Source organism: Mesorhizobium sp. BR1-1-3 (assembly GCF_020165455.1).
GTDB classification, from domain to species: domain Bacteria; phylum Pseudomonadota; class Alphaproteobacteria; order Rhizobiales; family Rhizobiaceae; genus Mesorhizobium; species Mesorhizobium ciceri.
The window spans coordinates 194,732-221,534 of the sequence record NZ_JAIUIC010000005.1; the positions used below are offsets into that span (position 1 = coordinate 194,732).

Consider the following 26,803-nt stretch of genomic DNA (forward strand, 5'->3'; position numbering starts at 1 on the left):
TCTTGGCCGCACAATGCTCAAATCAAACTTGGTTGAAAGGTCGGGCTCCGCTTTGTTGATGGCGGCGGTGGTCATCCGATGGACGGGCGGGATGATTATCATCCGGACGTTCGTTCAGGCCAGAGCGGCGCCCCGAAAATCAGGAACACGACTGCCACCAACACGATGACCAACCCGGCTGTAAACGCGTTCGCAATGATATCACCAGGCTGCATACACTCTCCGTGAATGGGTGCCCGCCACGCCAAGGGGGTCGTGGCGGGCAATCAACCAACCGACGATGAGGGGACGATGATCGACGGTCACATTCCCGATGTCGAAGAGGCCGTGTTGTTTCAGAGGCCGGACCTTTGCGCTTCGGCATCGGACTTTAGTCGGGTGCTTGAGGCGGCCCCGCTCGGGAATCGATCGGCACGGCGAAGGCCCGTCACCGATCAGCAATGACGGGCCCCTGCCTCGAGACCGCTCGGCTGTAAACCAAGCTTTGAATCGAACTTCGGTTTCGCAGACAGGTTCCCTCGATCTCCAAAAATTGAGCTCCAGTGGGCAAGAGCACTATTGGAAGACCACTTCAGCCTTTGGAAAGGGAGATGTGGTTCTGCTTAAGGCTGAAGCGCTAGTCGCGCGCTGGCAGACCGGCAACTGAGGCGAATCGATGGATATCTTTGGCATCAAGGCACTTCTGATCTGCGCCCTGATCTTCATTCCGTTTGAACATCTGTTTGCCGAGCGGCCGCAGAAGATCTTTCGCAAGGGCTTCGCTGTCGATCTGATTTATCTGCTGTTCAACGGCTTCATCATAAAGCTGGCCATCGTCATGATGGCGGCAGGCGCGCTCGGTGCCGCTGCACTCCTGGTCCCGCAAGCGATAACGCATGCCGTCAGCGGCCAGCCCGTCTGGCTGCAGGTTGCCGAAATCATCGTGATCACCGATGTCGGCGTCTACTGGACACATCGGGCCTTTCACAAAATCCCGGCGCTTTGGAAGTTCCATGCCGTTCACCACGGCATTGAAGAACTCGACTGGCTCGGAGCCTTCCACAATCATCCCGTCGACGCCATCGTCACAAAGGCAATATCGCTGACGCCGATCTTTTTCCTCGGCTTCTCGGAAGCGTCGATCGCCGTCTTTTCGACTCTCTACCTTGGACATACGCTGCTTGTGCATTCAAACGTGCGGATTCCGTTCGGCCCCTTGAGGTGGCTGATCGCCAGCCCGCAGTTCCATCGCTGGCACCATGCCAACCAGCGCGAAGCCTATGACAAGAACTTCGCCGGGCAGTTGCCTTTCCTCGACGTGCTGTTCGGCACCTACAATCCCACCGGTGACAAGGTGCCGGAGAAGTACGGCGTCGACGATCCGATCCCTTCCACCTATTTCGGCCAGATCGGCTATCCGCTCCTGCGCCGCAGGAAGCTGCCGAACCGGGCGGTGCCGAACGCCGAAGCCTGACGGCTGGCCCGGCGTTGCGGTATCCACACCGGTCCCCTTTCGAGCCGCAGGACGCCGAACCACCGGAAGGCTTTTCGCCTCGAATCGGCTAAACCTTGCGCCATGAACGAGACCTCACTCTATGCGCCGGTGAAGCGGTTCCTCGAAAGCCTCGACTTTGTCGTCAAAGGCGAGATCGACGGCTGCGATGTTGTTGCGTTGCGCGAGGGGGAGCCGCCGGTTGTCGTCATCTGCGAGTTGAAGCTGCAGTTCAATCTCGAACTCGTGCTGCAAGGTGTCGATCGTGCGGCGGCCTGCGACGAGGTGTGGCTGGCCGCGCGCATGTCGGCTCGCGGCAAGGGACGCGAAAGCGATGCCAGGTTCCGCAATCTCTGCCGCCGGCTTGGCTTCGGCTTGCTTGGCGTGACCGCGACGGACCGGGTCGAGGTGCTTCTCAGCCCGATCGCGCTGGCGCCGCGCAAAAATGCCCGCCGGCGCTCCCGCCTGGTCGATGAGCACCAGCGCCGTCGCGGCGATCCCGTTGCCGGAGGAGGATCGCGCAATCCGATCATGACCGCCTATCGCCAAAGCGCCCTCGCCTGCGCTGCCGCCATGGTGGATGGCCCCAGGCGGCCGCGAGATCTGAAGGCGGTGACGCCGATCGCGCCCAAGATCCTGCAGCACAATGTCTATGGCTGGTTCGCGCGCGTCGACCGCGGCCTGTACGATCTTACCGATGCCGGCCGTGCCTCTTTGGTCCGTTGGCCGCAGGCATCGCACGACGAATCCCGACACGCAATTTTGAACGCAGCAGCCATATGATTGAAGATTCCCGCAGCGTCCGAGGCGGTCCGCTCGGTTGATTTCTCCGACAAAATATGTTGCTTGTCCCGCCCATGAAGAAGCTCTGCATGACCGCCTTGGCGTCAGTGACACTGAGTTTTCCAGCCAGCGCAATGGACAATGCATTGCGCGCCGGACTGATGAAACTCGATCCCCAAACTCGCCTTGAACAGCGTTGCGACGCCGAAGTGCTCGACCGCATCACCCATGACGATCGCAAGTTCAAAGCCGATCGCGTCGTCGCCTACGCCTTTGCCACGCCCGAGATGGGCGCGGATGCCATCAAGAGCCCGGGTGCTGCGTTTCGCAGCAAGGGGCAGTGGTATAGGCTGAAATTCAAGTGCCAGACCGGGCCGGACCATATGGAAGTCTTGCAACTCCGCTACCGGATCGGCGACGAGATTCCGGAAGCCGACTGGGCAAAGTATAATCTCTACGATTGATTTGCGATCGGCCATGGTTTTGCCTGGCTGTCGGCGAGTGCCGCGAGCATTGGATCTGGCTTGACGTAACGATGCTTCGGTGATGGCGCCACGCGTGATCCCTTGACGCCAAGGGACCACCAAGTTAGGGCCTCTGGGTAATCGACGAACACTCGGCAAAATCAGCAAGGGCTTCCGGTCGATGGACATTTTTTTCAGCGCTGCCAGCCTGACCGCCCTGCTCCAGGTCATCGCCATCGACCTCGTGCTGGCCGGCGACAATGCGATCGTCATCGGCCTTGCCGCTGCCGGCCTGCCGGCTGACCAACGCAAGAAGGCGATCCTCATCGGCGTGATTGCGGCAACGGTGCTGCGCATCGGTTTTGCCGCAATTACCGTCAAGCTGCTGGCGATCGTCGGCCTGCTGCTGGCCGGCGGCATCCTGCTGCTGTGGGTCTGCTGGAAAATGTACCGCGAGCTGCGCACGTCACATGCCGATGAGCTGGAAGCGACCGAGGCGCTGTCGAATTCGGACCTCAACAGTGACCAGGCAGTCGCCGGCAAGTCGAAGCGCAAGACCCTTGGCCAGGCTGCCTTGCAGATTGTCGTCGCCGATGTGTCGATGTCGCTCGACAACGTGCTGGCGGTGGCTGGAGCGGCGCGTGATCATTTTCCGGTGCTGGTCATCGGCCTTGTGCTGTCGATCGCGCTCATGGGGCTGGCTGCGACCTTCATTGCCAAGCTGCTGCATCGCCACCGCTGGATCGCCTATGTCGGCCTGCTGATCATACTCTATGTCGCGCTGGATATGGTCTATCGTGGCGCGGTGGAGGTCTGGCCACATGTGAACAACGTGGTCGGCTGAAGCTGGCGGACATCCGCGTCTTCACTCCGTCGAAGCAAGACCGCCGTGCGTTTTGCCGCATCGCGGGCCTGCCCATACCAATGCCGCAATAAGTGTGGTACTGCGCCGGCAATCCTGAAAAGCCCGGAAACCCTCTATGTCCGCTCCCCGCGTGAGTTTTGTCAGTCTTGGATGCCCGAAGGCCCTCGTGGATTCGGAGCGCATCATCACGCGCCTGCGCGCCGAAGGTTACGAAATCGCACGCAAGCATGACGGCGCCGACCTCGTCGTCGTCAACACCTGCGGTTTTCTCGATTCCGCCCGCGACGAGTCGCTCAACGCCATCGGCTCCGCGCTTTCGGAAAACGGCCGAGTGATCGTCACCGGTTGCCTGGGCGCCGAGCCGGACGTCATTCGCGAAAAGCACCCCAATGTGCTGGCGATCACCGGGCCGCAGGCCTATGAGAGCGTGATGGCCGCGGTGCATGAGGCCGCACCGCCTTCGCACGATCCCTATATCGATCTCCTGCCGCCGCAGGGTGTCAAGCTGACGCCGCGCCACTACGCCTATCTCAAGATTTCCGAAGGCTGCAACAACCGCTGCACCTTCTGCATCATTCCCGCACTGCGTGGTGACCTCGTCTCGCGGCCGGCGGCAGATGTGCTGCGTGAGGCTGAGAAACTGGCCAAGGCTGGCGTCAAGGAACTTCTGGTCATCTCACAAGACACCAGCGCCTACGGCATCGACATCAAGTACCAGACGTCGATGTTCGGCGACCGTGAAGTGCGCGCAAAATTCCTCGATCTTTCGGAGGAACTGGGCAAGCTCGGCATCTGGGTGCGCATGCACTATGTCTACCCCTACCCGCATGTCGCCGACGTCATCCCGCTGATGGCGGAGGGCAAGATCCTCCCCTACCTGGATATCCCGTTCCAGCATGCCTCGCCGCAGGTGTTGAAGAACATGCGCCGGCCCGCGCATGGCGAAAAGACGCTCGAGCGCATTCGCGGCTGGCGCGAGGTCTGTCCGGATCTGGCCATCCGCTCGACCTTCATCGTCGGCTTCCCCGGCGAGACGGATGACGATTTCGAGATGCTGCTCGACTGGCTCGATGAAGCCAAGATCGACCGCGCCGGCTGCTTCAAATACGAGCCGGTCCGCGGCGCCCGCTCCAACGATCTCGGTCTCGAACAGGTCCCGCAGGAAATCAAGGAGGCGCGCTGGCACCGCTTCATGCAGCGTCAGCAGAAGATTTCGGCGACACAGCTGGCCAGAAAAGTCGGCAAGCGCCTCCCGGTGCTGATCGACGAGGCGCATGGCACATCGGCAAAGGGCCGCACCAAATACGACGCGCCCGAGATCGATGGCTCGGTGCACATCCAGTCGCGTCGTCCGCTGCGCCAAGGCGATATCGTCACCGTCAAGATCGACCGTGCCGACGCCTATGACCTCTATGGTTCGGCGGTCTGACGCCTCGTTCCGCCGTAAATTTACTACATCTGGCGATAATCTAGGCCTCTTAACCCGCTCAGCCGCGATCCGCTCTATGGTTTGCGGACCGTAGATGCGGGAAATGCGGATGAACACCAGACCTGCGGAACAAAATTACATTGCGACGCTGGACCTGCTCAGGCTGGTCGCGGCGATGGCTGTCGTGTTCTTCCACTATTTCTTTCGCGGCGCGGCTGCCGAGGGCATTCTGGCTGAGGGTTATCCGCTTGCGGCACCGTTCGCCCTCTACGGCTATCTCGGCGTCAATCTGTTCTTCCTGATCAGCGGTTTCGTCATTGCCTGGTCGGCGGAAAACCGCAGTTGGGACCAGTTTGCGGTCGCGCGGTTCGTTCGCCTCTATCCGGGCTTCCTGCTCTGTATGACGATCACCTTCGCGATTGTCTTCCTTGCCGGGTCGCCGCTGCTTTCGGCCTCTTTCGTTCAGTATGCCGCCAATCTGTCGATGTTCGCGCCGGTGTTCGGCCAGCCCTTCATGGACGGCGTCTACTGGTCGATCGTTCTTGAGCTGGTGTTCTACGGCTGGGTGACGCTGGCGCTGCTCACCGGGCTGTTTCAGAAACGCAAGCTGGAGCTTATCTTGATCTGGCTGGCGATCTCGGCCTTGAACGAGTTCTTCATCGGCAGCGGCGCCGCCAGGCTGCTGTTCATCACCGAGTTTGGACCGTTCTTCGCCGCCGGCGTGGTGGTCCACCACCTGCATGCGCATGGCCGTTCACTGCCTGCAATGCTGCTGCTTGCCGCCGCCTTCCTGATCTCCTGCGGCACGCTGTCGGTGACGCAGCACTGGATGCTTGGCCACTACGGCATCGCCGTTTCGTCGGCCAATCTCGTCATCGCCAACGTCGTCATGCACACGGCCTTGATCGGTGCGGTGCTGCTGCGCAATCGTCTGCGGCCATCGGCGCTCACCCTGGCGCTGGGCGGGCTGACCTATCCGCTCTATTTGCTGCACCAGGACATCGGCTATCTCGTCATCAATGCGGCAACGCCCCTTATCGGCAAATGGTTTGCCGCCTTTGGCTGCGGCGCACTTATGCTTTTCGTTTCGTGGGCAATCTGGCGCGCCTGCGAACGACCCGCACAGCGGTTGCTGAGGATTTGGCTCGGCCGCGCGGTCGATGCTGGCCTGGCGCGATTTCGTCGCGTCTCAGCCGGAGCGCAGCCCGCCGAATGAAAAAGGGCGCCTCGCGGCGCCCTCCTCATTTCGATCTCTTGCGCTGCTTACTGCGGCAGCTTGTCGTCGACACCCTTCACATAAAAATTCATGCCGAGCAGCGTGCCGTCATCGGCGACTTCGCCATCCTTGAGCCACGGCGTGCCGTCTTGCTTGGCGATCGGCCCGGTGAAGGGGTTCCAGCCGCCGGCGATCTTCTTCTCGGTGGCCTCCGCCATCGCCTTCACGTCGTCGGGCATGTTGGTGTAGGGGGCGAGCTTGACCGCGCCGTCCTTGATGCCAAGCCAGACATTGTCCGGCTTCCAGGTGCCGTCGAGGGCTGCCTGGACCCGGCTGATGTAATAGGGACCCCATTCGTCGGTGAGCGAGGTCAGCTGCGCGTTCGGCGCGAACTTGATCATGTCGGAGGACTGGCCGAAGCCGTGCAGCTTGCGCTCCTCGGCCACCTGCAGGGCAGCGGTCGAATCGGTGTGCTGGACGATAATGTCGGCACCCTGGTCGAACAGCGCCTTGGCGGCGTCGGCTTCCTTGCCCGGATCGAACCAGGAATTCACCCAGACGATCTTGGCCTTGAAGTTCGGGTTGATCGACTGCGCGCCGAGCATGAAGGAGTTGATGCCCATCACCACTTCCGGGATCGGGAAGGAAACGATGTAGCCGGCAACGCCTGCCTTCGATTCCTTGGCGGCGATCTGGCCGAGCACATAACGGCCTTCATAGAAACGCGCATTGTAGATGCCGAGATTGTCAGATGTCTTGTAGCCGGTGGCGTGCTCGAACATCACCTTCGGGAATTTCTTGGCGACCTTCACTTCCGGGTCCATGAAGCCGAAGGAGGTGCCGAAAATGATCTTGCAGCCTTCGCGTGCCAGGCGCTCGAAAGCGCGGTCGGCGTCGGGGCCTTCCGAGACGTTTTCAAGATAGGCGGTTTCGACCTTGTCGCCGAGCGCCTTCTCCACTTCGAGACGGCCCTGGTCGTGCTGGTAGGAATAGCCGAAATCGCCGATCGGGCCGGTGTAGACCCAGCAGGCCTTCAGCTTGTCCGCGGCCTCGGCCGTCGCTGCCAGCGACATGGCGGCGGTCGTGGTCATCAGGGCAATAAGCAGTTTTTTCATCGTGTTACCTCTCTGAGTTAGCCTTGGAGCTTCCCGTTTGTTTTTGTTGTCAACGATCCGGAACGAATGGCTGCCCCAAGGAAGCCGGCGTGTTCATCATCGTCAGACGCTTGTTGCGCGAGATTAGAACGAGAACCACGACGGTTGCCAGATAGGGCAGCGAAGAAAGGAACTGTGAGGGCACTGGAATGCCAAAAGCCTGTGCATGAAGCTGGCCGATCCACACCGCGCCGAAGATGTAGGCGCCGGCCAGCACCCGCCATGGCCGCCAGGAGGCGAACACCACCAGCGCCAGCGCGATCCAGCCGCGGCCGGCGCTCATGTTCTCCACCCATTGCGGCGTGTAGACCAGCGAGAGATGGCCGCCGGCGAGACCGGCACAGGCGCCGCCGAAGATGACCGCGAGGTATCGGTAGCGGATGACCTTGATGCCAAGCGCATGCGCCGAGGTGTGGCTGTCGCCGATCGAACGCAGCGTCAGCCCGGTGCGGGTCTTGAACAGGAACCACATGACGGCGGCGGTCAGTGCGATCGAGATGTAGAAGATCGGATCCTGGCCAAACAGCAGCCTGCCGACCACAGGGATTTCCGTCAGGCCGGGAATGTCGAGGTTGGGCAGCCTTTCGCCGGGCTGGCCGACGAAGCTGGTGCCCATCATGCCGGACAGGCCAAGGCCGAGCAGCGTCAGCGACAGGCCGGTCGCCACCTGATTGGTGGCCAGCGACAGCGTCATGACGGCAAACAGCAGCGAGAACACCGCGCCCATGGCAATGGCCGCCAAAAGGCCGATCCAGGGCGATCCGGTGAGATAGGTTGCGCCGAAGCCGCCGACGGCGCCCATGATCATCATGCCTTCGACGCCGAGATTGAGTACGCCGGAGCGCTCGACCACCAGCTCACCGATTGCCGCGATCAGCAGCGGCGTTGCCGCGGTGGCGATGGTCAGAAGGATGTTTACGGTGATGTCCATCAACGGGCTTCCTTCAGCTTCGGTGCGGCTTCGAGTTTGGCCACGCCTTCCGGTTTGGTCAGCGCCAGGCCGACCAGGCGTATGCGGTAATGGATGAGCGTGTCGCAGCCGAGCACGAAGAACAAAAGCATGCCCTGGAACACCCGCGCCACCTTGTCGGAGATGCCGAGCGCGCTCTGCACTGCTTCGCCGCCGAGATAGGTCAGTGCCAGCACCAGTCCGGCGGCAACGATGCCAAGCGGGTTGAGACGGCCGAGGAACGCCACGATGATGGCGGTGAAGCCGTAGCCGGGCGAAATGACGGGCTGCAGCTGGCCGATGGCGCCCGAGACCTCCGAGATGCCGGCAAGTCCCGCCAGCGCGCCCGACAGCAGGAAGGCGAAGAACACCATCCGGTTGAGGCCGAAGCCGGCGAAGCGTCCTGCCCGCGGGCTCGAGCCCAGCACGCGCACCTCGAAACCTTTCAGCATGCGGCTCATCAGGATCCAGACCAGCACCGCGGCGACCAGCGCGAAGACAAAACCCCAGTTTGCCCGTCCGGCATCCGGCATCAGTTCCGGCAACACGGCCGAATCGTTGAACTGGATGGTCTGCGGGAAGCCATGGCCCTGCGGATCGCGCCAGGGGCCGCGCACCAGCCAGTCAAGGAAAAGTTGCGCGACATAGACCAGCATCAGGCTGGTCAGGATCTCGTTGGTGCCGAAGCGCGTCTTGAGCAGAGCCGGGATCGCCGCATAGGCCGCACCTCCGACCATGCCGAGCAACAGCATCAACGGCAGCACCAGCGGGCCTTCGAACTGCGGAAACAGTACTGGAAGCATCGAGCCAACGATGCCGCCGAGGATGAACTGGCCTTCGGCGCCGATGTTCCAGATGTTGGCCTTGTAGCAAACCGACAGGCCGACGGCGATCAGGATGAGCGGCGCGGCCTTGATCGCCAGCTCATGCAACTGCCAGACTTGGCTGATCGGCTCGATGAAATAGATGTTGAACGCAGTCAGCGGATTGACGCCGAGCAGCGCGAACATGACGGCCCCGGCAATGATGGTCAGCGCGAAGGCGATGAACGGCGACAGGGCCGAAAACAGCATGGAACGCTGCGGGCGTTTGACGAGTTCGAGGCGCATCATGCCGTCTCCAACGTGTGTTCGGCGTGACCGGGTTCGGCGCCACCCATCAGCAAGCCGACCTTCTCGAAGGTCGCCTCGGCGATCGGTATCGGCTTCGACAACTCGCCATTGTGCATGACGGCGATCGCATCCGAGATCTCGAACAGCTCGTCGAGATCCTGGCTGATCACCAGCACCGCCGATCCGCTGCGCGACAACTCGATCAAGGCCTGGCGGATGTGGGCGGCAGCGCCCGCATCGACGCCCCAGGTCGGCTGGTTCACCACCATGACGCTTGGCCGGCGGTCGAGTTCGCGGCCGACGATGAATTTCTGCAGATTGCCGCCCGAAAGAGCCGCGGCCTCCGGATCCGGCGCGCTCTTGCGCACGTCCATCGCCTCGATGATGCGTTGGGACGCGGCCTGGATGGCGGCGCTCTTGACCATTCCGCCGGAACCGACGAACGCCTTGCCGTCGGTGGCATGGCGCGACAGCAGCAGGTTTTCGGAAAGCTTCATGCGCGGTGCGGCACCGTGGCCGAGGCGCTCCTCCGGCACGAAAGCAGCGCCCAGCAGGCGCCGTCCGGTGATGGTGAGGCTTCCCGAATCCTTGCCGCGAATGCGCACCGAGGCGGCATCCTGCTGCAGCACTTCGCCTGAAACGGATTCGAAGAACTCGCCCTGACCATTGCCGGCGACGCCGGCGATGCCGATCACCTCGCCGGCGCGGACGTTCAGGTTGATGCCCCTGAGCGGGATCGAGAACGGCGTTGCCGGTTTGCGGCTGAGATTGCGGATTTCGAGCAGCGGCTGCGCCTTGTCGATGCCCTCGACCGGCGCGCGCACCACGGCCTGCACCTCGTTGCCGACCATCATTCGCGCCAGCGAAGAGGCTGTTTCCTCACGCGGATTGCAATGGCCGACCACCTTGCCGTGGCGCAGCACGGTGGCGCGGTCGCAGATGCGTTTGACCTCTTCGAGCCGGTGCGAGATGTAGAGGATGGATTTGCCTTCCGAGCGCAGGCGCTCCAGTGTCTCGAACAGCTTGTCGGCTTCCTGCGGCGTCAACACCGAGGTCGGTTCGTCCAGGATGATGAGCTGCGGCGTCTGCAGCAGGCAGCGGATGATTTCGATGCGCTGGCGCTCGCCCACCGACAGGTCGCCGACCAGCGATTCAGGATCGAGCGGCAGGCCATAGCTGAAGGAAAGCGCCCTCGCCTTCGCAGCGATGCTGCTGATCGGCGAGCCGTCGTCCAGCGACAGCGCGATGTTTTCGGCCGCGGTCAGCGCCTCGAACAGCGAAAAATGCTGGAACACCATGCCGATGCCGAGCTTTTTCGCGACGCCCGGGCTGGAAATCCTGACGGCCTGACCGTTCCAGAAGATCTCGCCGGCATTGGGCTCCAGCGAGCCGAACAGCATCTTGACCAGCGTCGACTTGCCGGCGCCGTTTTCGCCGAGCAAGGCGTGGATCTCACCCCTGGCGATGTCGAGATCGATATGATCGCACGCCGTCAGCGTGCCGAATATCTTGGTGAGGCCACGCACCTCAAGCAGGTTCGTGCCGTCCTGATTTGCACTCACAGTGCCTCCCATCTGGTTAGCCAGACATGTTCTGTGTTCCCGCAGGCATGGTAGGCGCGGCCGGCTCTCATCGGAAAGCGGCACACGTCTTGAAAGAGCTTCAAGAATTTCAGCGGAAATTCAAGGGATAGCAAGGCAGAACGAACTAAGGGATGAGAATGGTCGTCCCTGTGGTCCTGCGGCCCTCGAGGTCGGAATGCGCCTTGCCGGCGTCCTTCAACGCGTAGCGCTGGTTGATCTGGATCTCGACCGCGCCGCTGAGCACGACCTCGAACAGGGCGGCAGCAGAAGCGTCGAGGTCCTCGCGTTTTGCGTTGTAGACGAACAGTGTCGGCCTTGTTGCGAACAACGAGCCCTTCTGTGCCAGCAACGACATGCTGAACGGCGGTATAGGTCCCGAGGACTGGCCAAAGCTGACGAACATGCCGAGCGGCCGCAGGCAGTCGAGCGAAGCCGGAAACGTGTCGTTGCCGACCGAATCGTAGACGACATCGCATTTTTTGCCGCCGGTGATGGCGGCGACGCCGGCGACGAAATCTTGTTCCTTGTAGTTGATGACGTGATCGAAACCATGCGCCCTGGCGAGCTCGATCTTGTCGGACGAGCTGGCGGTGCCGATGACGGTGGCGCCGAGATGTTTTGCCCATTGGCCGAGGATCAGGCCGACGCCGCCTGCAGCGGCATGGAACAGGATCGTGTCGCCGGCCTTCACCTTGAACGTCCGCCGCAGCAGATATTCCGCGGTCATGCCCTTCAGCATCATCGCTGCGGCCTGTTCGTCGCTGATGCCATCCGGAACCTTGACCACGTGGCTGGCATCGATGACGCGTTCTTGCGCGTAAGCCCCCGTCGTCACGGCATAGGCGATGCGATCGCCCGGATTCAGCCAGTCGACGCCATGGCCGACCTCCAGCACCACGCCGGCGGCTTCGCTGCCTGGCACGAGCGGGAAGCCGCCGGGTGGCGGATAGAGACCGGAGCGATGGTAGACATCGATGAAATTGAGGCCGATCGCGGTGTGCCGGACCAGGATCTGCCCGGATCCCGGCTGGCCGGGATCAGTGTCCTCATAGGTCAGAACTTCCGGGCCGCCATTGGCATGAATGCGGATCGCTTTGGACATTGCTAGGCTTCCTGTGGGCTAGGCTTGTGGGGCCAGGCTCCCTGTGGGAGTGGCCGATCAGGCCTTTTTGGCACCGAGATTGGGAAAGAACTGCATGATGCCACCGATGCAGGCAAGATAAAGCCCGGTGATGGTGATGCCGATCTTGGTGAAGGTGCTGACCTGCTCGCCCAGCACGCCGATCTGATCGTAGAAGGCGGCGAGCGCCGCTTGGGCCAGGGCAAGCGCGCCGAAAGCGCACCACAACAGGGTCATCCCAAGGTTGATGCGCCGCAGCCGCACCACCCGCACCGGGTGGATGAAGTTGATCGGCACGAAAGTCAGGACGCCGGCCACCACCACCACCGCGAACGAAACCCATTGTCCGGGCTCGATGACGAACAGGGTGAACACCACCATGTTCCAGACCACCGGGAATCCCTTGAAGAAATTCTCCTTCGTCTTCATGCCGGTGTCGGCATAGTAGATGGCGCTGGAAACGACGATGATCGCCGCCGACAGGAATGACAGGCCCTCGCCCATGAAGCCGCGCTGATAGAGCGCGAAGGCCGGGATCAGCACGTAGGTCACGTAGTCGATGATGTTGTCGAGCAGTTCGCCCGACCATGTCGGCAGGATCTCCTTGACCTCGAGTTTTCTGGCGATCGGCCCATCGATGCCGTCGACGAACAGGGCCAGCCCGAGCCACCAGAACATTGCGGTCCAGCGCTCTTCACTTGCCGCCACGAGCGACAGGAAGGCCAGGAACGACCCCGAGGCGGTCAAAAGGTGGACGGAGAACGCCCTCGCCTGCGGCCAGGTGACCTTCTTCTTCGGGCGCGGAATCCGGTCCGTGATCTTTTTGGCGGCTTTTCGTGCTGCCAAATTCCTGGCCGTTGTGTTCTTGCTCACGGGCCCCGCCAATCCAGCTTGCAGATTTCGGCCGAACGGCCGGCGAAATTCCAGTTGCGGCCAAAAGCCCGCATCTTGCTCTTGTCGGACCTGGCCACGATGATCTCGGGCGCGATCCAGTATTCCGAATTGCTGATCACCGTATCCTTGTCACGGTCCTTGCCTTGGATGGGTGTGACCGCTCCGTCGATAATCCTGGGTATCTGGAAGATACGCGTTTTGTCACGCGTCTCATAGGTGATCGGCACCTGCTCGACACCGAGGAATTTGCCGACGAGGATTGAGAGCAGCGATGTGGTTCCACCTGCCTTGCCCGTGAAGATCTTTGTCAGCGCCTTGACCGCATAGACAGAGGCGCGGCTGTCGATGAACAGGCCCGCGGTCCAGTTGCCGCGGCTCATATAGCCTGGGATTTCCATGATCAGCCCAAGATTGAGCCCGGACAGATCGACCTCACCGAAATGGCCGGCATCGATGCGAAACCCGGCCCATGTCTGGCAATAGCCTTCGGTCGGCGGATGATTGCCAAGCGAGAGCACGCAAGGGCAAAAAACCGTGCAATTGCAGGAGAGTACGAGCTCTCCCTTCATCGCCCAGCTCTGGTCTGCCATCGATTTTCCCCCACTCACAGCGAGACTACTAGCAGCGCGGCTGCCCAGACAAGCAGTATCGCACCGGCCAGCCGGGTTGGAACCCTGCTGGCCGTTTGTTTTTCGATCAGGGTGAACAGGCCGATCAACGCCATCCAGAAAACGTTCATGACGCCAACGGCGAACATCACCAGCATCAAGGCCCAGCAGCAGCCCAGACACCACAGACCTTGCGCGACACCGAGCCGAAAGATGTTAAGGGGCCTTGCGCTCCAGCTCGCGAAAAGGATCGAGAACGGGTTCTTGCATTTCTTAAGGCAAGCTTCCTTCAGGCCGCTGAACTGGTAGAGGCCGGCAATCAGCAGAGCGAGCGCACCGGCAATGCCGACGACCGGATCGAGCATCCCGGCTGACGAAGCGAATGCATGGACGGCCAAGGTCAGCGCCGCGAACGCAATTGAAGCGGCGAGCCAGACGCTGAGATAGCCGGCGACCAGCAGCAGCGGGTGAACGACCGGTTCGCCCTTGATGCGTGCCGTGTCAGCGATCTCGCAATAGGTGCGTATCATCGGCGCCGCCGAAGGCAGCATCGTCGCGATCGCCATCAGGAACCACATCGAAACGAGCGCGCCGGCCCGCAAGCCGAGACCTGCGTCCAAAGGCACCGGTGAGAGGCACAGCACAAAGAACCGTTCCAGGAAATAGGGCAGCGGCAGTTGCGGCAGGCTGCGAAGGATCGTGTCGCCAGGGGCGCCGACGCCCGCAATCCCTGTTTCAGCCCCGCGGATTGCCATCGCCGCAAGAGACAGCCATGCAAGCAGGATGCAAGCGCCGACAACGACGTTTACCGTGACCCGGGGATTGCGCGCGATGCCGGCCATGGCGCGGCCGGCGCGGTCGAGATGGCTGAAGTCGTCCTGCTGGCCGGTCATGACATCCGAATGGGCCGAATCGCCGCGTTGATCAAGCGGCATGATCTGACCTATATGCTGATCGAACGGCAGGTCGGGTGGACCGCCTCGCATTGCAAGCCGGAAGCCGATCTTGGAGCATCAGCAAACTGCGCGGATACTGGTTGCCGGCACGGGGCCGGCAGGGCTGATCGCGGCACTGGGTTTTGCCGCCGAAGGTTTCCCGGTGACACTGGTCGGGCCGGAGGCCACCGCCCCCGATGGTCGCACGACGGCCCTGATGAACCCTGCCTTGAAAGTGCTCGACCGGCTCGGCGTGCTCGAAGCCGTCGTATCCAAGGCGGCGCCTCTGAAAGTGATGCGTATCGTCGACGCCACCAGCCGGCTGATCCGCAGCCCGGTCGTCACCTTCCGTGCCAGCGAGATCGACGAGGATGAATTCGGGCTGAACCTTCCCAACAGCGTCCTCACCCCGGCACTCGCCGGCGCCGTTGCCGCGCATGCCGGCATCGACTGGCTGAGGTCGATGGTGGCGAACTGGCATCTCGATGCCGAGCACGTCCGTGCCGTCCTGACCGACGGCAGCACGGTCGACGCAGCGCTGGCGGTCGCCGCCGATGGGCGGTTGTCACCGGCGCGCCAGGCAGCCGGCATCTCGACTTCGGCCCGCTCCTATCCGCAGGCAGCTCTCGTCCTCAATTTCGGCCATAGCGGCGACCACGCCTTCACCTCGACCGAATTCCACACCGAGACCGGTCCGTTCACGCAGGTCCCGCTGCCCGGCAATCGCTCCAGCCTGGTCTGGGTGGTCAAGCCCGAGACCGCGACCGAGCTCGCCGCGCTGGACGATGCGACACTTTCTCAGCGGGTCGAACAGCAGATGCAGTCGATGCTGGGCCGGGTGGCTGTCGAGCCGGGCCGGCAGATCTACCCGCTATCGGCGGTGACGCCGCTGCGTTTCGCAAGGGATCGGGTGGCGCTGGTCGGCGAAGCCGCCCATGTGTTTCCGCCGATTGGTGCGCAAGGCCTCAACCTCGGCATCAGAGATGTCGACGATCTAATTGGAATCGCTTGTGAAAATCAATCCGATCCGGGCGCAGCCAAGGCGCTTGCAGCCTACGATTTCAAGCGCCGCCCCGACATTCTGGCGCGCAGCAGCGCGGTCAACCTGCTCAACATGTCGCTGCTTTCCGACATGCTGCCGGCGCAGATGGCCCGCGTTGCCGGGCTCGGCGTGCTCGGAGGCTTCGCGCCGCTTCGGGCTTTTTTCATGCGCGAGGGGCTTCGTCCCGGCAGCGGTTTTGCCGCGCTTGCCGGCGGGTTAGGGAAACAGGTCCGGCGCTAGGATATTGTGCCGGATCAGGTAGAGCAGCCCGGTAACGGTCACGACCGACAGGCAGGTTGTGATCAGCACACTGGCCGACGCTCGCTGTACCCAGACGCCATACTGCTGGGCGATGACGAAGACGTTCGTGGCGGTCGGCAATGCGGCCAGAAGCACCGCCGAGAAGACCCATGTCTCAGAGAAATTGCCGATCCAGCTCAGCACGACATAACAGAGCAACGGGTGCAGGATCAGCTTCAGCGCCGCGAGCGCCAGCGTGACGCCCATGGCAAACAGCGCGCAAGGTGCGGCCGCACGGGAAAGATATTCTAGAAATCGCTCCACCGGCACGGGCGGTCGAAAGCCGATATAGGCGGCGCCGACACCCAGGGCGGTTGCGATGATGAACGGGTGCAGCACGATCTTGCGCACCACACCCAGCGCAAGCCGGAGAGGAGTGGTCTTCTCGTCGCCCGACAGCGCCATCATCATGGGCGCGATGGCGAAATGCATGATGTTCTCGAAACAGAAGATCAAGGCGACCGGCACAGCCGCCTCCTCGCCGAAGGCCAGCAATGCCAGGCCCGGTCCCATATAGCCGATATTGCCATAGGCGGCCGCGAGCGCCTTGATTGTCGATTGCGCTATCTCGCCGCGCGAGGTCAGGACCGACCCCATGAACATCAAGGAAAATATCATGAAGGTCGAGACGACCGAGCCGAAGATGAAGCGCCATTCCGTCAGGTCTTCGAACGGCGTCTTGGCAAGCAGTTGGAAGAAAAGTGCCGGCAGCGCGACATAGACGATGAACGTGTTCATCCAGCCGAGCGCCTCCAGCGGCTGCCTGGTGATGCGCGCCACCAGAAACCCGACAAAAATCAAGCCGAAGAACGGAAGAACAAGACCGATGACGTCAGACATTTTTATGCTGGTCCGAAACCCTGGCGCCGGGCTAGCCCGTTGCTTAATAGGGCGTCAAGCGCCTCGGGATTGAATTGATGCGCGGTCTGCGCCAAATAAGCTCAAGGAATTCAGTGGTGAGTACGATGAAAACAGCCAAATTCGCAATCGGACAGGTGGTTCGCCACCGGCTGTTTCCATTCAGGGGCATCATTTTCGACGTCGACCCGCAATTCGCCAACACGGACGAGTGGTACGAAGCCATCCCCGCCGACGTTCGGCCGCGCAAGGATCAGCCTTTCTACCATCTGCTCGCCGAGAATTCGGAGACCGAATACATCGCCTACGTCTCCGAGCAGAACCTGCTCGAGGACCAGTCGGGCGAGCCGGTCCGGCATCCGCAGATCAAGGAAATGTTCGACAAGAAGCCGGACGGCGGCTACCAACAGAAGCGGCAGTCCAGGCATTAGCCTGCTGGAAGACAGTCACAAAAAAAGCGGGGCATGAACCCCGCTTTTTTGTTGGCTCGGCGATATCGGCCGATCAGTTGGCGGTCTTCGCCTTGTCCTGCTCTTCCTTGAGCTTCTTGGCGAAATCCTGGTTGTTCTTGGCGACGAAGTCCTGAAGCTTCTTCTGCCTGTCCTCGATGTCCGACTGCTGCAGCGCCGGGCCGTCATAGGCGCCGCTGAAGCCCTGCAGGGCGATCTTGATCGGATTGGGCTGGTTCTGGAAATTGACCGAAGTCAGCGTGATCGCCTGGCCTTTCTTGAATGCCGCGACGAGCTGATCGGTCAGCGGCACTTCGGCCACGCAACGATCCGGGAAGCAGATCACATAGTCGAGCTTCTGCGCCTTGCCGGTGTCGATCTGCAGGCCGATGCCGGGAGGCACCAGACGGCCGGTCGGAACCGTCACCTGGAACACCTTGCGGTTCACCTTGCCCTTGAGCTCGATCAGGCTGACGCCGGTGACCAGCTGGCCATTGCCGGCAGTGGTGATGTTCTGGACGTTGCAGATGTCGACATCTTCCTGCTTGGTGCAGGCCTTGAACCAGCCTTGCGGAATCTGCTGCTGCTGCTGTGCGGAAGCGGCGGGAAGTCCTGCGCCGAGAAAGCCGACCACGCCAGCGGCCATGACCGACAGGCGGTACGCGTTGCTGTTCAGGCTCGTCATGTCGTGCACTTCCTCTCAAATGATCCCGGGACCGGCTTCTTCGTGCCGTGTGGTCCAGCTACCTGTTGCCGAAATGAGGCAACAGAATGACTTCGGAGGGCGTGTTACACTGCAAGCGAGGCCGAATCCAGCCCGGCGCCTGCGATTCTTGGCCGTGCGATTTGGGCCGTGCGATTTGGGCTGATGTATCTGGCCGGAGCGCGGTGGCGCCATGCTAGGGTGCAGTCCGAATCATCAAGCCGCCCAGTAAGGAGACGGTCATGGGCCGCGTTCTTGTTTGGCTGATCACCGCGATATCGTTTCTCGCCCTTTCGCATCAGCCGGCCGCCTCGGAGCCGAAGCACGCCATCGCCATGCAGGGCGAGCCGGCGCTGCCGCCCGACTATACGCATTTCAACTACGTCAATCCCGACGCGCCGAAGGGTGGCTCGATCACCTATTGCGTCGTCGGTAGCTTCGACAATCTCAACCCTTTCATCCTCAAGAGCCTGCGCACCACGGCGCGCGGCATGATGGATACGATCTTCGGCAATCTGGTCTTCGAGCCGTTGATGCAGCGCAATGCCGACGAGGCTTTCACGCTCTACGGTTTGTTGGCCGACAGCGCCGACATGGATCCGGAGCGCAAGAGCATCGAGTTCCATCTCAATCCGAAGGCCAAATGGTCGGACGGTCAGCCGGTGACGCCGGAGGACGTGCTGTTCAGTTATGATGTCTACACCGACAAAGGCCGCCCGCCTTACAGCGACCGCATGGCCAGGGTCGCCAAGCTCGAAAAGACCGGCGACCACAGCGTGCGCTTCACCTTCAACGACAAGGCCGATCGCGAATTCCCGCTGATTATCGCACTGACCCCGATCATCCCGAAGCACGCCTTTGACAAGGAGACCTTCGACAGGACGACGCTCAAGCCGGTGATCGGCAGCGGTCCGTATACGATCGCGCAGGTGCAGCCAGGCCAGCGCATCGTCTTCAAGCGCAACCCGGACTATTGGGGCAAGGATGTCCCCGCCAAGCGCGGTTTCGACAATTACGACCAGATCACCATCGAGTATTTCCTCAACGCCAACGCCAAGCTCGAAGCGTTCAAGAAAGGCCTCTGCGCCATCGATGACGACAGCGATCCGGTGAAGCGCGAGCGCGATCTCGATTTTCCGGCCTTCCACAAGGGCGACGTGATCGCCGAAACCTTCGACACCGGCATTCCGCCGGTGGTGACCGGTTTCCTGTTCAACACGCGGTTGCCGAAATTCGCCAACCCGGTCGTGCGGCGTGCGCTCGGCATGCTCTACGACTTCGAATGGGCCAACAAGAACCTGTTCGGCGGCAAATACACGCGCACGATGAGTTACTGGCAGAATTCCGAGCTTTCCGCGCTCGGCCATCCGGCCGACGACAGGGAGAAAGCGCTTCTGGCGCCCTACCCCGGCCGCGTGCCGGCCGATGTCATGGACGGCACATGGCGGCCGCCGGTGACCGACGGATCGGGCCAGGATCGGCGCGTCTTGAAGGCAGCTTTCGATCTGCTGAAAAGTGTCGGCTACCACGTGCAGAACGGAACGATGCTCGATCCCGAAGGCAAACCCTTCGGCTTTGAGATCCTGACCGCTTCGCAGGACGAGGAGCGCCTTGCCGGCATCTATCAGCGCACGCTGGAGAAGATCGGCATCAATCTCACCATTCGCAGCCTCGACGGCGATCAGATCCAGTCGCGCAAGCAGCGCTTCGATTTCGAGGTCTTGGTCGGATCGAGCGGCTTCAACAATTCGTTGTCACCCGGCATCGAGCAGAGCGGGCGCTGGAGTTCGACTGCCGCCCGGACGGAAGGCTCGTTCAATCTCGCCGGCGTCGCCGATCCGGCTGTGGACGCGGCAATCGAGGCGATGCTGCGCGCCCGCTCCAAGGAGGATTATGTTGCCGCCGTTCGCGTTCTCGACCGGCTGCTGATCTCCGGCAACTACATGGTGCCGATGCAGTACAACACGCAGCAATGGATCGCCTACTGGAACTACCTGGAACATCCGCAAAAGACGCCCATATTCGGGTATCAACTGCCAACATGGTGGCGCAAACCCAACTGAGGGATCAGGAGATCGAGATGAGCGAATTGAACGCCATCACCGTCGATGTGGTGTCCGATGTCGTCTGCCCCTGGTGCTTCATCGGCCAGAAGCGGCTCGACAGGGCAATCGCCGCCGTCGGCGATGTCGACGTGCATGTCCGCTGGCGGCCGTTCCAGCTCGATCCGACCATTCCGCCCGAAGGCAAGGACCGGCGCGAATACATGCTGGCAAAATTCGGCAGCGACGAGCGTATCCGCGAGATTCACGCCCGCATCGAGCCGCTGGGCGAAGCGGAAGACATTTCCTTTGCCTTCGACGCCATCAAGGTGGCGCCGAATACGCTGGATGCGCACCGGCTGATCCGCTGGGCAGGGGCCGCCGGCGAAGCCATTCAGAACAGGCTTGTACGGCGGCTGTTCCAGCTGAATTTCGAGGAAGGCGCTGACATCGGCGACCATGCCGTGCTGGTCGAAGCCGCGCGCGAGGCCGGCATGGATGCGTCCGTGGTCGCCTCGCTTTTGCCGACCGAGGCCGATGTCGAGGCGGTGCGCACCGAGATCGCCACCGCGTCTCGCATGGGCATTTCTGGCGTGCCGTGCTTCCTGCTCGAGGACAAATACGCCGTCATGGGCGCGCAGGATGCCGATACGCTGGCCGATGCCATTCGCCAGGTGGCGGCTGCCAAGGCGCGAGGCGAACTGGAAAAGGCCGGCTGAGCCGACCGCCCTCTCCTCACCGCGACGGCAGCAAACGTTACTTCACCATCGCTTTGGCCTTGCTGATGAAAAATCCATGGCCGTTCGTGGCCGTGCAGGTCAGTCCCTTGGTTGACGACTGGCACGAGAACGGCCCGGCGCTCCAGCTGTTGCCGTAGCCAAGCTTGTCGACATCGCTGCAGCAGCCCTGCTCGCCTGGGTTCTTGATCAGCGTTGCTGGCCCCTTCGGACCCAGGATAATCGTAAGGTAGCTCGGCTCGACGCGCGAGCAGCTCAGCTCCGGGCCGCCATCCCTCGGCTTATAGGTGCCGGTGCCGCCTTTGGGCGTGTAGATGCAGCCGATGTTGCCGGACGGCGTGTTTAACTCGATCTGGCCCTCGGCGCTGGCCGGAATGCTTTGCTCGCTGGCATGCGCCAAAGGTACAAAGGCAAAGAGGGACAGGATTGCGGCCGCGCGTGCAAGCATTGGGAGCTTCCTCGTTGAAGAACCGGACATGCATGAGTGTCGCCGATGCCGGGCAAGGTTCAATCCCAGGCGGATGAATTGTCAAACGCAGTCCCTCAGCCGATCCGACAAGACGGAACGCGCCGCTCGACCGATTCTCTCGTCAATTCCTGCCCCCGGCAGGGACGACCACGGCAATCCTGGCGAGTCACGAGCCGCAGATTTTCGAGCTCTTTGAGCCGTCCACAGTAAGAAAACCGGTCGCTCGATACGATTTCGAGTTCACGAAACCGTGTGAAAGCCTTCCCTAGGGGAAGCCGTGCCAGCGCCACGCCTCGATATATCAAGCACATGAAATTAAAAGCAATATCCGGATTTTTGTCGACCGTTGTCGCTATATTTCAGCATGTAATCTGTTGCCTCACGGCAACGGCTGTCGGGGCAATCCGGTCGGCCCGGTTTTAAATTAATGGAAAATGATCAATTGGTGTTACCATCCGTAACAAAAGAAAAAAGGTTTGGGCGGGATAGTGATTCGGGTCGGTAGACCATCGCAAGAGTCAGTACCGGAAAAGACACCTCGCGATGCCGCAGGGCGATCGCTTCTGACGCCGGTGTCGTCGATGCACAGCTTCTGGGGCCTGATGCGGGCCTACTGGGTTTCCGACCGCTGGAAGGAAGCCTGGACGCTGACGCTGGTGATCGCGCTGCTCACGGCGTTGTCCAGCAAGGCCGGTGTCTGGTTCGCCGAAGCCTCGGGCGAACTGGTCAATTCCATCGCCTTCTTCCATGACGCCGCCAACACCACGCCGCTTCGCTCGCTTTTGGTCAATGCCGGCGTCCTCGTGCTGCTGGTCGTACTCAAGGACGCTGGCTTCACCGGCATCCGCAATCTTGTCTCGGCGACGTTGCACCGCAAATGGCGCGGTTGGCTGGACAGCCGCTTCAATGAAGCGCTGCTGGACGGCAATCATACGCATTTCCATGCCCAGCACGCGTCGACCGGCAGCGGCGCACCGGCCCCCGACAACATCGACCAGCGCGTCCAGGAATCCATCAAGGACATGACCGGTGGCGCCATCGGGCTCGCCATGGGCGTGCTTGGCGTTGCCACATCGCTCTATTTCGTCGGCCAGAAGCTGCTCGAAAACTCCGTCGAGGTGAAGGGGCTGGAATTCCTCGGCAGCTATGGCAGCGCCATCCTCGCCTTCCTGGCCGTCGCCACCTACGTGCCGCTGAACACTTGGATCGCGGTCAAGCTCGGCGGCCTGCTCGAGCGCCTCAACGTCAGGATGCAGCAGGCCGAGGGCAGCTATCGCGGCGAGCTGACGACATTCCTGCGCCGCTCCTTCCATGTCGCGGCGTCTCAGGGCGAAGGCGTGCAAAGGACCATGCATGGCCGGCTTTATGTCGACATCGACGGCACCTGGACGCGGCTGAACATCGTTAACACCGTCTACATGTCGTTCGAGCTGATCTACAATTTCATCGGTGCCCGCATTGTCGCCTACGGACCGGGCCTGGTGCCGTTCATCCACAACGGTCTCGACCTCAAGGGCTACATAACCGGCTCCGAACTGGTCAATTCGCTGATCGGCCAGTGTTCCTGGTTCATCCACGTCATGCCCGCCATCGCCACGTTGCGCGCCAACAGCCAGCGTGTCACCGAGCTGGCCAATGCGATCGAGAATGTCCAGCATCCGCAGGAATTCTACAGCCAGACCGGCCGCTCCGACTTCCACTATGCCAGCCAGAACCCGGTTTTCGGCCTGACCATCCAGAAGCTCGAACTGGCGCATCAGGGCGAGGACGCGACGCCCTTTCTCAGCGCCGCCAATCTGCGCTTCCGGCGCGGCGAATGGACTTTCCTGAAGGGCGAGTCCGGCTGCGGCAAAACCTCGCTGATCAAGGCGATCAATGGTCTGTGGCCATATGGCCGCGGCACCATCGTCTTTCCCGAAGGCGTCAAGAGTTTCTATGCCGCCCAGGAGGTCAAGCTGCAGCCTGTGTCGCTGAAGCAACTGGTCTGCCTGCCCGGCTCCGAGCACGACCATGGCGACGCGCAGGTGGCGTCGGCGCTGCACAAGGCGGGGCTCGGCGACTTCATCGAGCACATGGCCGACGAAAGCCGCGAAGGCAAAAGCTGGGACCAGGTGCTGTCGGGCGGCCAGAAACAGAAGCTGGTGGTGGCTCGCATCGTGCTGCAGCAGCCGGGATTGCTGTTCCTCGACGAGGCGACCGGCGCGCTCGACCCCGATGGCAAGGTCGCCTTCCACCAGGCCATCAAGGACAACTGCCCCGATGTCACGGTGATCAGCGTCATGCACGAGGCGGTGGCGCCGAGATCGATGACGGGCAGCGAATTCTATCACAGCATCGTCGCGATCGCCGACGGCGTCGCCACCAAGAAGCCGCTGGTTCCGACCCTGCCCGCCGAACTCACCACCATTCTGGTGCAGCCAAGGCCGGTCCCAAGGCCGGTCGAAGACAAGTGGCTGCGCTTCTCGCGCCGGCTGAAGCAGAAATAACGGTTATTCCACCCCGGTCTGCCTGGTCGAACGGCGGCCGGTGATCACAGTCTCGCGATCTTGCCCGCTCGTCGGCATTTTCCCTCCTCACCGCGATTGACACGGCAAGGCGCGCTCCTATGTTGCGCCCGCTTGCAGACAATCAAACGCGAACCCGCAAGCGGAAAGGTCACCGCGCCATGCCTGGCGACAGTCACAGTCGAACGCAACAGCCGTCCGCCCTGACGTGACCTCACATGGTTCATGTCCTGCCGGACGGCAAGGAGTGAGCCATGAACGAATTTACCACGGTGGCAAGCGACGAGGCCGTCGCGATTGCCCGTATCCTAGCCAACGATCACGTCGCCGACATTGTCGAGGCCCTGAACAGGGAGCCTCGAGAGACCGCGACGGAACTGCTCTGTGAAGTGACGTTCGAACGTCTGGTCGAGATCTTCGATCAGCCGGAACTCGACGGCGCGCCGGAACGCATGGAGGCGCTGCCGCGCGCCAAGGCGGGCAAGCTGCTCACCGCCATGTCGGTCGACCGGGCAGCCGACATCCTGCGCGAGCTGGAAGAGCCGGCGCGTTCCGAGCTGCTTGGCGGACTTGCGCCGCCGCTGCGCGCAACGCTGCTCTCCATCCTCGGCTATCCCGAAGGCAGTGCCGCATCGATCATGACGACGGAGTTCGTCAGCGTGCCCTCGGACTGGAGCGTCGGGCAAACGCTCGACTACATCCGCAAGGTGGAGCGGACGCGCGAGACCGTCTATGCGATCTATATCGTCGATCCGCAAACGCACCTGCTTGTGCGCTCGACGGGCCTGCGCCGGCTGATCACCGGTGAGCCGGACGATTCGATCATGACGGTGGCGCCGGATCATCTTCCGGTGACGGTCGGCCCGCTGACCGATCGCGAAACGCTGGCGCAGACGATCTCCAAATACGATCTGCTCGCCGTTCCGGTCGTCGACCATGGCAAGATCCTCGGCATCGTCACCATCGACGACATCATCGACACGATGATCGCGGAGACGACCGAGGACGTGCACCGTTTCGGCGGCATGGAGGCGCTGGACGAGCCGTACATGAAGATGAGCTTCCTCGCCATGATCAGGAAACGCGGCGGCTGGCTGTGCGCGCTGTTCATCTCGGAGATGCTGACGGCCAACGCCATGCAGAGCTATGAGGGCGAGCTGGAGAAGGCGATCGTGCTGACGCTGTTCATCCCGCTGATCATGAGCTCCGGCGGCAATTCCGGCTCGCAGGCGACCTCGCTGGTCATCCGCGCGCTGGCCTTGCGCGAGATCGGCCTTGGCGACTGGTGGCGGGTGGCGCTGCGCGAGCTGCCCACCGGCCTGGTGCTGGGCGCCATGCTCGGTGTGGTCGGCGTCTGCCGCATCGCGCTCTGGCAGTATATGGGCTTCTACGACTATGGCCCGCACTGGCCGCTGATCGCCACCACGGTGGGTGCTGCACTGGTCGGCATCGTCACCTTCGGTTCGCTGTCGGGGTCGATGCTGCCGTTCGCCTTGAAGCGCATCGGCTTCGACCCGGCCAGCGCATCGGCGCCGTTCGTTGCCACGCTGGTCGATGTCACCGGGCTGGTGATCTATTTCTCGGTGGCGCTGGTGATCCTGCGCGGCACGCTTCTGTAGCAACCATCTCCGCCGTGGCATGACCTTGCCGCGGCGGAGTTCCTCAACCAGGATTTGCCGTCAATCGACCCGCTCGCCGTCCTTCACGCGATAGGTCGGCTTGTACATGGTGACCAGTTCTTCCGCCGCTGTCGGATGCACGGCCATCGTACGGTCGAAATCGTCCTTGGTCAGGCCGGCCTTCAGCGGGATGCCGAGAAGCTGCGCCATCTCGCCGGCGTCCGGCCCCAATATGTGGGCGCCAAGCACTTTCTTCGACGCGCCATCGACCACCAGCTTTATCAGCATCTTCTCGTCGCGCCCGGACAGGGTGTGCCGCATCGGCCGGAATGTGGCGCGGTAGATCTCGATGTCGGAAAAGCGTTTGACGGCGTCGTCCTCCGACAGGCCGACAGTGCCGATCTCGGGCTGTGAAAAGACGGCGGTCGCGATCGTCTCGTGATCGGGAGCGGTCGGATTTCCCTTGAAGGCGGTTTCGATGAAGCACATCGCCTCATGGATCGCCACCGGCGTCAACTGCACGCGGTTGGTGACGTCGCCGATTGCCCAGATGTTGTCGACATTGGTGCGGGAATATTGGTCGACGGCGATGGCGCCGGTCTTGGTCATCTCCAGTCCGATGCCTTCCAGGCCCATATTCTCGGTGTTGGGAATGCGGCCGATGGCCAGCATCACCTGGTCGACGGTCAGCACCTCGCCGCCGCTGACCAGCGCGTCGAGCCGGCCGTCCGGCCGCTTGCGGATCCATTCGGACACGGAATGGCAAAGGATCCTTATCCCCTTCTTTTCCATGGTTTCGTGCAGCATGCACCGCAGGTCCATGTCGAACCGGCTGAGGATCTCCTTGCCGCGATAGACCAGCGTCGTGTCGACGCCGAGACCGTGAAAAATGTTGGCGAACTCGACGGCGATGTAACCGCCGCCCTCGATCATGATCGCCCTGGGCAACTCCTTGAGGTCGAAAGCTTCGTTGGAAAAGATGCAATGTTCGTGGCCGGGCAGCGCCGGATGCGCCGCCGGGCGGCCGCCGGTGGCAATCAGGATCTGGTCTGCTGTGACGGTGCGATCCTCACCCAGGAGATGCACGACATGCGGATCGACGATCATGGCGCGCGAGTGGAAGGTCTCGCCGCCGGCGCCCTCGACGTTCCTGACGTAGATCGCCTCCAGCCGGCTGATCTCGCGATCCTTGTTGGCGACCAGCGTCTGCCAGTCGAAACTGGCTTCCGGCACCGTCCAGCCATAGCCGGCGGCGTCGGCGAAGTGCTCGGGAAATTGCGAGGCATAGACGTAGAGCTTTTTCGGCACGCAGCCGCGGATGACGCAGGTGCCGCCATAGCGGTATTCCTCGGCGATGCCGACACGCTTGCCGAGTGCCGCGGCGACGCGGGCCGCCCTCACCCCGCCCGAGCCGCCGCCGATGACGAAAAGATCGTAGTCGTAACCGGCCATGACGCGGCTCCCAGGCTTCAGAAATGTGTCAGACAGGTAGGCCGC

24 protein-coding genes are annotated in these 26,803 nt (G+C 62.1%); 12 read left to right on the forward strand and 12 right to left on the reverse strand.

Annotation, left to right across the window (positions count from 1 at the left end; genetic code table 11):
• Window positions 1–655: 655 nt before the first annotated feature.
• The 6 genes from LB559_RS13555 (at window position 656) to LB559_RS13580 (ending at window position 6,228) form a co-directional block, all read left to right on the forward strand.
• A complete protein-coding gene (locus LB559_RS13555; RefSeq protein ID WP_224674260.1) occupies window positions 656–1,453 on the forward strand; it encodes a sterol desaturase family protein in 798 nt (265 codons plus the stop codon).
• Window positions 1,454–1,555: 102 nt separating this feature from the next.
• The gene (locus tag LB559_RS13560) at window positions 1,556–2,254 is read left to right on the forward strand and encodes a DUF2161 domain-containing phosphodiesterase (protein WP_024503270.1); all 699 of its coding nucleotides are present in this window, start codon (window positions 1,556–1,558) and stop codon (window positions 2,252–2,254) included.
• Between the two features lie 56 nt (window positions 2,255–2,310).
• Window positions 2,311–2,718 (forward strand): DUF930 domain-containing protein, encoded by a 408-nt coding sequence (locus tag LB559_RS13565; protein ID WP_032808257.1) that lies wholly within the window; start codon window positions 2,311–2,313, stop codon window positions 2,716–2,718.
• 181 nt (window positions 2,719–2,899) lie between these two features.
• Window positions 2,900–3,562 (forward strand): TerC family protein, encoded by a 663-nt coding sequence (locus LB559_RS13570; RefSeq protein ID WP_013531644.1) that lies wholly within the window; start codon window positions 2,900–2,902, stop codon window positions 3,560–3,562.
• A 136-nt stretch (window positions 3,563–3,698) separates the two neighbouring features.
• Window positions 3,699–5,012 carry a 30S ribosomal protein S12 methylthiotransferase RimO gene (gene rimO / locus LB559_RS13575; protein WP_013531645.1) on the forward strand — a complete coding sequence of 438 codons (1,314 nt, stop codon included), beginning with the start codon at window positions 3,699–3,701 and terminating at the stop codon, window positions 5,010–5,012.
• Window positions 5,013–5,121: 109 nt separating this feature from the next.
• Window positions 5,122–6,228: an acyltransferase family protein gene (locus tag LB559_RS13580; protein ID WP_224674261.1), complete on the forward strand. Its 1,107-nt coding sequence runs from the start codon at window positions 5,122–5,124 to the stop codon at window positions 6,226–6,228.
• 47 nt (window positions 6,229–6,275) lie between these two features.
• On the opposite strand, the gene LB559_RS13585 is transcribed toward LB559_RS13580, so the two are convergent.
• From LB559_RS13585 to LB559_RS13620, 8 genes are all read right to left on the reverse strand, one after another.
• Complete coding sequence (locus LB559_RS13585) at window positions 6,276–7,343, reverse strand: BMP family ABC transporter substrate-binding protein (RefSeq protein WP_013531647.1); 1,068 nt, start codon at window positions 7,341–7,343, stop codon at window positions 6,276–6,278.
• Window positions 7,344–7,392: 49 nt separating this feature from the next.
• A complete protein-coding gene (locus LB559_RS13590; protein WP_024503273.1) occupies window positions 7,393–8,313 on the reverse strand; it encodes an ABC transporter permease in 921 nt (306 codons plus the stop codon).
• Window positions 8,313–9,443, reverse strand: a complete 1,131-nt coding sequence (locus tag LB559_RS13595; protein WP_027161611.1) for an ABC transporter permease — start codon at window positions 9,441–9,443, stop codon at window positions 8,313–8,315. Before LB559_RS13595 ends, LB559_RS13590 begins: the two co-directional genes overlap by 1 nt.
• Window positions 9,440–11,017 (reverse strand): ABC transporter ATP-binding protein, encoded by a 1,578-nt coding sequence (locus tag LB559_RS13600; protein WP_032899192.1) that lies wholly within the window; start codon window positions 11,015–11,017, stop codon window positions 9,440–9,442. Before LB559_RS13600 ends, LB559_RS13595 begins: the two co-directional genes overlap by 4 nt.
• 133 nt (window positions 11,018–11,150) lie before the next feature.
• Entirely contained in the window at window positions 11,151–12,128 is a 978-nt protein-coding gene (locus LB559_RS13605) for a quinone oxidoreductase family protein (protein WP_224674262.1), read from the reverse strand.
• A gap of 57 nt (window positions 12,129–12,185) precedes the next feature.
• Window positions 12,186–12,992 (reverse strand): phosphatidylcholine synthase, encoded by an 807-nt coding sequence (gene pcsA, locus LB559_RS13610; protein ID WP_024503276.1) that lies wholly within the window; start codon window positions 12,990–12,992, stop codon window positions 12,186–12,188.
• Between the two features lie 23 nt (window positions 12,993–13,015).
• On the reverse strand, window positions 13,016–13,630 hold the full coding sequence (locus LB559_RS13615) for a DUF1326 domain-containing protein (RefSeq protein ID WP_013531653.1): 615 nt from the start codon (window positions 13,628–13,630) through the stop codon (window positions 13,016–13,018).
• 14 nt (window positions 13,631–13,644) lie between these two features.
• Complete coding sequence (locus LB559_RS13620) at window positions 13,645–14,583, reverse strand: DUF2182 domain-containing protein (protein WP_224674263.1); 939 nt, start codon at window positions 14,581–14,583, stop codon at window positions 13,645–13,647.
• Between the two features lie 70 nt (window positions 14,584–14,653).
• On the opposite strand from LB559_RS13620, the gene LB559_RS13625 reads away from it, so the two are divergent.
• A complete protein-coding gene (locus LB559_RS13625; protein WP_224674264.1) occupies window positions 14,654–15,865 on the forward strand; it encodes a UbiH/UbiF family hydroxylase in 1,212 nt (403 codons plus the stop codon).
• On the opposite strand, the gene LB559_RS13630 is transcribed toward LB559_RS13625, so the two are convergent.
• Window positions 15,842–16,765 carry an AEC family transporter gene (locus LB559_RS13630; RefSeq protein WP_224674265.1) on the reverse strand — a complete coding sequence of 308 codons (924 nt, stop codon included), beginning with the start codon at window positions 16,763–16,765 and terminating at the stop codon, window positions 15,842–15,844. The two genes, LB559_RS13625 and LB559_RS13630, sit on opposite strands and share 24 nt — an antisense overlap.
• A gap of 125 nt (window positions 16,766–16,890) precedes the next feature.
• On the opposite strand from LB559_RS13630, the gene hspQ reads away from it, so the two are divergent.
• Window positions 16,891–17,214, forward strand: a complete 324-nt coding sequence (gene hspQ / locus LB559_RS13635; RefSeq protein WP_024503281.1) for a heat shock protein HspQ — start codon at window positions 16,891–16,893, stop codon at window positions 17,212–17,214.
• Between the two features lie 73 nt (window positions 17,215–17,287).
• Here the strand turns inward: hspQ and LB559_RS13640 are convergent, their stop codons facing one another.
• Complete coding sequence (locus LB559_RS13640) at window positions 17,288–17,917, reverse strand: invasion associated locus B family protein (protein ID WP_013531658.1); 630 nt, start codon at window positions 17,915–17,917, stop codon at window positions 17,288–17,290.
• 260 nt (window positions 17,918–18,177) lie between these two features.
• Between LB559_RS13640 and LB559_RS13645 the strand changes: the two genes are divergently transcribed.
• Together LB559_RS13645 and LB559_RS13650 are read left to right on the forward strand one after the other, a co-directional pair.
• Window positions 18,178–19,998, forward strand: coding sequence for an extracellular solute-binding protein (locus LB559_RS13645; RefSeq protein ID WP_224674266.1), 1,821 nt, complete (start codon window positions 18,178–18,180; stop codon window positions 19,996–19,998).
• A 17-nt stretch (window positions 19,999–20,015) separates the two neighbouring features.
• Complete coding sequence (locus tag LB559_RS13650) at window positions 20,016–20,696, forward strand: DsbA family oxidoreductase (RefSeq protein ID WP_224674267.1); 681 nt, start codon at window positions 20,016–20,018, stop codon at window positions 20,694–20,696.
• Between the two features lie 37 nt (window positions 20,697–20,733).
• Here LB559_RS13650 and LB559_RS13655 read toward each other — a convergent pair whose 3' ends face one another.
• Window positions 20,734–21,162, reverse strand: a complete 429-nt coding sequence (locus LB559_RS13655) for a hypothetical protein (protein ID WP_224674268.1) — start codon at window positions 21,160–21,162, stop codon at window positions 20,734–20,736.
• Between the two features lie 602 nt (window positions 21,163–21,764).
• Here LB559_RS13655 and LB559_RS13660 point away from each other — a divergent pair.
• Together LB559_RS13660 and mgtE are read left to right on the forward strand one after the other, a co-directional pair.
• Entirely contained in the window at window positions 21,765–23,669 is a 1,905-nt protein-coding gene (locus LB559_RS13660) for an ABC transporter ATP-binding protein/permease (RefSeq protein WP_224674269.1), read from the forward strand.
• A gap of 272 nt (window positions 23,670–23,941) precedes the next feature.
• Entirely contained in the window at window positions 23,942–25,306 is a 1,365-nt protein-coding gene (gene mgtE, locus LB559_RS13665; RefSeq protein WP_224674270.1) for a magnesium transporter, read from the forward strand.
• A gap of 60 nt (window positions 25,307–25,366) precedes the next feature.
• Here the strand turns inward: mgtE and gor are convergent, their stop codons facing one another.
• Window positions 25,367–26,758, reverse strand: a complete 1,392-nt coding sequence (gor, locus tag LB559_RS13670) for a glutathione-disulfide reductase (RefSeq protein WP_224674271.1) — start codon at window positions 26,756–26,758, stop codon at window positions 25,367–25,369.
• Between the last annotated feature and the right edge of the window lie 45 nt (window positions 26,759–26,803).